The 5,323-nt window shown below is 60.7% G+C and carries 7 protein-coding genes and 1 pseudogene; 3 read left to right on the top strand and 5 right to left on the bottom strand.

The window, feature by feature from the left end; genetic code table 11:
* Window positions 1–96: 96 nt before the first annotated feature.
* The 3 genes and pseudogenes from sctC to L9Z73_RS24495 all read left to right on the top strand — a co-directional run.
* Window positions 97–1,386, top strand: a pseudogene (gene sctC / locus L9Z73_RS24485) (type III secretion system outer membrane ring subunit SctC); the annotation flags it as partial.
* A complete protein-coding gene (gene hrpT / locus L9Z73_RS24490; protein ID WP_247406568.1) occupies window positions 1,383–1,586 on the top strand; it encodes an HrpT family type III secretion system protein in 204 nt (67 codons plus the stop codon). The pseudogene sctC and the gene hrpT, both read left to right, overlap by 4 nt.
* Window positions 1,583–1,954: a transcriptional regulator gene (locus tag L9Z73_RS24495; RefSeq protein WP_247406571.1), complete on the top strand. Its 372-nt coding sequence runs from the start codon at window positions 1,583–1,585 to the stop codon at window positions 1,952–1,954. The genes hrpT and L9Z73_RS24495 overlap by 4 nt, the downstream gene beginning before the upstream one ends.
* On the opposite strand, the gene sctU is transcribed toward L9Z73_RS24495, so the two are convergent.
* The 5 genes from sctU to L9Z73_RS24520 form a co-directional block, all read right to left on the bottom strand.
* A complete protein-coding gene (gene sctU, locus L9Z73_RS24500) occupies window positions 1,955–3,052 on the bottom strand; it encodes a type III secretion system export apparatus subunit SctU (protein WP_247406573.1) in 1,098 nt (365 codons plus the stop codon).
* The gene (gene sctT / locus L9Z73_RS24505) at window positions 3,049–3,837 is read right to left on the bottom strand and encodes a type III secretion system export apparatus subunit SctT (RefSeq protein ID WP_247406576.1); all 789 of its coding nucleotides are present in this window, start codon (window positions 3,835–3,837) and stop codon (window positions 3,049–3,051) included. Before sctT ends, sctU begins: the two co-directional genes overlap by 4 nt.
* Window positions 3,838–3,846: 9 nt before the next feature.
* The gene (gene sctS / locus L9Z73_RS24510) at window positions 3,847–4,110 is read right to left on the bottom strand and encodes a type III secretion system export apparatus subunit SctS (RefSeq protein WP_247406579.1); all 264 of its coding nucleotides are present in this window, start codon (window positions 4,108–4,110) and stop codon (window positions 3,847–3,849) included.
* Window positions 4,111–4,117: 7 nt separating this feature from the next.
* Window positions 4,118–4,771, bottom strand: coding sequence for a type III secretion system export apparatus subunit SctR (gene sctR / locus L9Z73_RS24515; protein WP_247406581.1), 654 nt, complete (start codon window positions 4,769–4,771; stop codon window positions 4,118–4,120).
* A partial coding sequence (locus L9Z73_RS24520) for a FliM/FliN family flagellar motor switch protein (RefSeq protein ID WP_247406584.1) occupies window positions 4,768–5,323 on the bottom strand: 556 nt, incomplete at its 5' end. The genes L9Z73_RS24520 and sctR, both read right to left, overlap by 4 nt.

Consider the following 5,323-nt stretch of genomic DNA (forward strand, 5'->3'; position numbering starts at 1 on the left):
CGACTGTCGAGCAGGCCGATATCGGTCAGTGCTTGCTTGAGGTCGGCAATGGTTTCGGACGACACCTCCAGGCGTGCGGACTCCTGCTGATCAAGGGTGACTTCCCGGGCGCCGGTCAACCCCAGCCGAATCCGCGTCGAGGCCGACGTGCGCAACAACGCGGTTCTGATTTATGACCTGCCGGAGCGTCAGGGGATGTACCGCGACCTGATCAGTCAGCTCGATGTGGCGCGCAAGCTGGTGGAAATCGACGCAATCATCCTCGACATCGAACGCTCGCAATTAAGCGAATTTGGCGTCAACTGGGGGTTTCAAAACAGTCGCTTCCGCGGCGCCGTCAACATGGCACCCGGCACCTCATCACAATTGTCGATCGAAAATCGCGAGCGCTTTTACGCCGACGTGCGTGCCCTGGAGGCTCGCGGGCTGGCAACCATGGTCTCCAACCCGTCGGTGCTCACCCTGGAAAACCAACCGGCGGTGATTGATTTCAACCGCACCCAATACCTGACGGCCGGCACCGAAAACGCGACCATCTTGCCCATCACCGTCGGCACCAGCTTCCAGGTCGTGCCCCGCGTCATCACCAGCCGCGGCGGCCATCAGATCCATCTGGCGGTGGATATCGAAGACGGTAACTTCGACGAGTCCAACCCCGAACGCTTCGGCCCCGATGTGCGTCGAGGCAAGATCAGCACCCAGGCCGTCATGGCGGAAAAACGCTCACTGGTGGTGGGCGGCTTCCATGTGACGAATAGTGCGGACAGGCAAAACAAGATCCCCTTGCTGGGGGATATTCCGTTGCTCGGCAAAGCGCTGTTCTCCTCGACGGAACGCCAGAACAACCGGCGCGAACGGTTGTTCATTCTCACCCCGCGCGTGATCGGCGATCAGTCCGACCCATCACGGTATTTGCCTCAAGCCGACCAAAGCGAGTTGCAAGCCGCGCTAAAACCCTTGGCACGACGCATGGAGCCGCATCAGCCGGTGATCAACCGCAACGAAATCACCAGCACCCTGGCGCACCTGGTCAGCGGCCAAGTGCCCAAGGCCTTCAAGGCCGCAGCGATGCCGCTGGCGTTGAACACGTTGTGTGCCCCTCGCGAGCTGTTGGCGCTCAATAGCGAGCGCAGCCAGTGGTACACCGGCCCGCAGTTCAATGTGGCCGTCGTGGTGCTGCGCAATCAGTACAAGCGCAATGTGCGCATCGATGAAAAGGAATGCAGCAACAGCCAGACCCTGGCGGTCACCGTTTGGCCGCGCGCCTGGCTCAAGCCGGGTGAAGAAGCCGAAGTGTTTATCGCCATGCGCCCCGTGGTGAAGGATGAACACCTGAGTGTGCCGCGCCCATCCCTGCTCACGCCAACCCGGAAGACCACGCCATGAACCCAAGACTGTTGTGCGCCACCCTGATGACTGCCGTGTTGTTCATCAGCGGTTGCACCCCGACCTGCAAAGGGGACTCCTGCTCACGCCCACAATCGACCAGCGATAAGATGGTGATCTGGTGGCCGCCACAGATGCGCGTCGAACCCGGCCCGTCCGGGGAGCGTTCGGACTATCAAACGGTGTCGCTGGAGCGATGAACGCCGGGAGGGTGCCTGACGATGAGCGGCATCGGCGGGCATTCTTCGATAGCCTGGTGAGCGGCGATGCCGCTCACCTGCCGTTGTGCCTGGGCATATCCCTGCACACACAGCATGCCAACGCCCGCCCGGGGTTGGCCTTGAAAATCACCCAGGCGGCCTTGCAAGCCGGGCAACTGCAACGCGTGATGGAGCGCCGCTTCGATCAGGCAATGGCGTTTGACGGCTGTTATATCTACCTCGATACCCAGGGCGCACTGCTCATCTGGCACGCCCTGCCCGCCCAGCGTGAGGCCGTGGAGCAAATCCTCAGCCGGATGCTGTCGCTGGCCAACCTTGAAGCCTTGGATGGGTTCGCCAGCCGCTGATCAGCGCTGCTCCAACTCCGGCAACTCGAGGGTTTCACGCTTGGCCTCATCGTCAAGCTCGCGCAAGGTCCGGTAGATCAACGCCACGGCATGCAAGGTCTCGCGAGGAATGCTCGCCCCCAGTTTTTCCTCGTACAGCGTGCGGGCCAGCCACACGCACTGAATCACCGGGACATCGGCAGCCTTGGCTCGATCAATCAACTTGCGCGCATTTGCGTCCGTGCCCTTGGCCACCAGTTTGGGCAGCGGTGTGTTGCCAGGGCGGTAATACAACGCGACGGCGAAGTGCGTCGGGTTGACCACCAGCATGTCGGACTCTTCCAGCTTGGGCAGCTTGACCTTGGGTTCTTCCTGGGCCAACTGATAGGCCAACGAGCGTCGTTGGCCCTTGACGTGGGGGTCGCCCTCCATGTCTTTGTACTCTTTGACGACCTCGACCTGGGTCATGCGCATGCGCTTGGCAAAAAAGTACTTCTGCAACGTCAGGTCGATCAGCGCCAGCACCAGCAGCAGCCCCAGGCACGCATGCAACAAATATCGAAAGAGTGCGATCAGCGCCAGGATGTAGGTTTGCAGGTCGCTGTTGGCAAGATTAATCAAGGCGCTCAGTGAAGGGCGAATCACCACGTACAGTATCAAGCCCAGGAGCAATGACTTGCCGATGCCCATCAACAAGTTCATCAGGGACTGGGCGGAGAACATCTGCTTGAGCTGGGTCAGCGGGTTCACGCGATTGAAGTCCAGCTTCAGGGACTCGGGGGCGAACAGCAGCCCGAACTGCATCCAGCTGCTGATCAACTTCACCCCGATCGCGACCCCGACCATCATCAGGCCGAAGGAGAAAAACAACACCAATGCCTCCGTCAGCACCTCTTCCAGGGCACGCACAAACGGTTGCCCGATTCGCGCGATAGGCAGCGCCATCATCTGCTGGAAGCGCTGCATGCTGGTGTCGGCCGTGAACAAGGCGATCTCGCTCAAGGCCGTCAGCACCAGCAACTTGGGCACGTCCTGGCTCTGCGCGACTTGGCCTTTCTTGCGCTGGTCACGCAGTTTCTTGGCACTGGCGGGGTGTTTTTTTTCCCCCGAGTCACTCATGTCCAAGGCCCCTTGAACAGCAGGCCCAGGAAGTGCTTGAGGTCACCGAGCAGCGCCATGCGCCCGACGATCAAGTCCTGCAGCAGCGCGAAATACAGCAGCAAAATACCGATGCCGGCCAGGCACTTGATCGGCGGGGCCAGCGTACTCACCTGCAGTTGCGGGCTGTAGATCCCCAGTAGCGCGACGCCGAACTCGAGCAACAGCAGCACGGCGATAAAGGGCGCGGCGTACAGCATCATGTGGGTGAAGGTGTCGCCGACCAGCTCGACAAACACACTGAAGCCATTGGCCGCCGGCAATGGAAACCACACCGTAGGCGGCCAGATCAGGTAGCTGTCCCAGATCACCTGGGTCAGCGATCCCAGGCCCAGGCTGACCATCAATAAAAAAATCGCCAGTTGCTTGAACAGATGCCCTATCGGCGTTGCGTCGGGCCCCAGCGACGGGTTGAGCTGGCCACCGGCCAAAGCTCCCCGCTGGTTATCCAGCAGTGCCCCGACCGACTCGAACATCCAGAACGGCATCGATAGCAACACACCCAGCAAAAAGCCCAGGATCGCCTCCTTGAGCACCAGCGCGCCCAACATCATCGCGGAGAGCTCCTGGCCCGCCAGCGCCGCATGAATACCCGGCGCCGGCATCAACGCCATGACCATCACCACGGCGTGCCTGGGCATGCCGCGAATGTGCTGGAAACAGAACGCCGCGACCAGAAAAGCACAGGGGTAAATGCGTGCCATGCCAATCAGCAGGCTCGGCATAAAATCAAGATAGAGCAGCATGGGCACGCCTCAATTCAAGGCCGAACGGGCGATCATGTCGAACGTCAGGTTGATCAACTGGACCAACTCCAGGCCAATCCAGCGCCCGGTCACCACCAACGTGATGCCAACGGCGACCAGCTTGATACCGAAGGGCAGCGTCTGGTCTTGTATCTGCATCAACGCCTGGATCAGCGACGTCAGGACGCCCACGATCACCGCGACAATCAGCGGCGGCGCCGTCAGCACCACCACCAGCAGCATGCCCTGCTTGAACAGTACGATCGGTTCCATAGGCAGCTCAGAGATAGGAAAGAAACAGGCTGTCCAGCAGCCGCGACCAGCCGGACACCATCACAAACAGCAGTAATTTGAGCGGCAGCGAAATGGTCATGGGCGAGACCATTTGCATACCCAGCGCCAGCAGCAGGTTGGAGACAATCAGGTCAATCACGATAAAGGGGATGTAGATCAGGAACCCGATCTCGAACCCGGCCTGCAACTGCGACAGCACATACGCCGGGACCAGCAGGATCAGGTCTTCACGCTGGACCTCCTGCGCCATGGCCGGCGGCCACATGCGCGCGGTGTTTTCCAGCAGGTGGGTGAGGATGTCCGGGTCACTGTTACGGACCATAAAAGCCCGCAACGGCTGCACCGCTTCAAGCCCGGTCTGTTGAAGCATGCTCACACTGCTCAAGTCCAGGGGCGTTACCTTGACGACCTCCGCGATCTCATACCCCACGGGCGCCATGATGAACAGGGTCGCCGCCAACGCGATGCCGTTGATGGCCATGCTCGGCGGCACCTGCTGCACACCGATCGCGTTGCGGGTGATCATCAGCACAATCACGATCTTCAAGAACGCAGTGCAGACGACCAACAGCATGGGCATCAACGACAATGCGCCCACGAACATGGCCAGAACAATCGGGTCTACCCCTTGAAAACTCATCGGGAAAAGATCACACGAGACATCTGCAACCCCAAGCGCCCGTCCACTTCCACCAATTGCCCCACGCCCAGCGGGCGGTCGCCGTAATACAACCCGGCCATGCCCGGCGCATACCCGGAAATGCCCAGCACCGCGCCGGGCGCCAGGTTGCGCAGCTCGCCGAGGGTCAGGTTGAGCGTGCCACATCGCACATTGAGCGCCATGCTCAGCTCATCGAACGGCTCATGCCCAAAGACATCCATCACCGGCGTGTCATCTTCATGCCCCGAATAGGGCGGTGTTGCAAAATCCTCTTCCAAAGGCGCTTCCTCGATCGAAGTAAGGGTCAGGCAGATAGGCCCGGATTCATCATCAATAAACACACACAGACGGTGGCCGCCGACCTGCACATGACCCTCGCCATGGGCTTGGAAAAACGCCTGCTCGAACACCAGCACGTCGCCGGCCCGCAGGCCGCGCAATTGGCTGAGGGGAACGCGCAGGCGCCCGATCGTCACGGGCAGCGCCAACTGAAAACGCGCCGGCATCGGGCTGGCCATGCGATGAGCTGAG

Source organism: Pseudomonas emilianonis, from assembly GCF_023072625.1.
GTDB classification, from domain to species: domain Bacteria; phylum Pseudomonadota; class Gammaproteobacteria; order Pseudomonadales; family Pseudomonadaceae; genus Aquipseudomonas; species Aquipseudomonas paraveronii.

Coding starts and splice junctions, on each gene's coding strand:
- hrpT (WP_247406568.1), top strand. CDS start 1,383: ATGAACCCAAGACTGTTGTGCGCCACCCTGATGACTGCCGTGTTGTTC.
- sctS (WP_247406579.1), bottom strand. CDS start 4,110: ATGGAACCGATCGTACTGTTCAAGCAGGGCATGCTGCTGGTGGTGGTG.
- L9Z73_RS24495 (WP_247406571.1), top strand. CDS start 1,583: ATGAACGCCGGGAGGGTGCCTGACGATGAGCGGCATCGGCGGGCATTC.
- sctT (WP_247406576.1), bottom strand. CDS start 3,837: ATGCTGCTCTATCTTGATTTTATGCCGAGCCTGCTGATTGGCATGGCA.
- sctU (WP_247406573.1), bottom strand. CDS start 3,052: ATGAGTGACTCGGGGGAAAAAAAACACCCCGCCAGTGCCAAGAAACTG.
- sctR (WP_247406581.1), bottom strand. CDS start 4,771: ATGAGTTTTCAAGGGGTAGACCCGATTGTTCTGGCCATGTTCGTGGGC.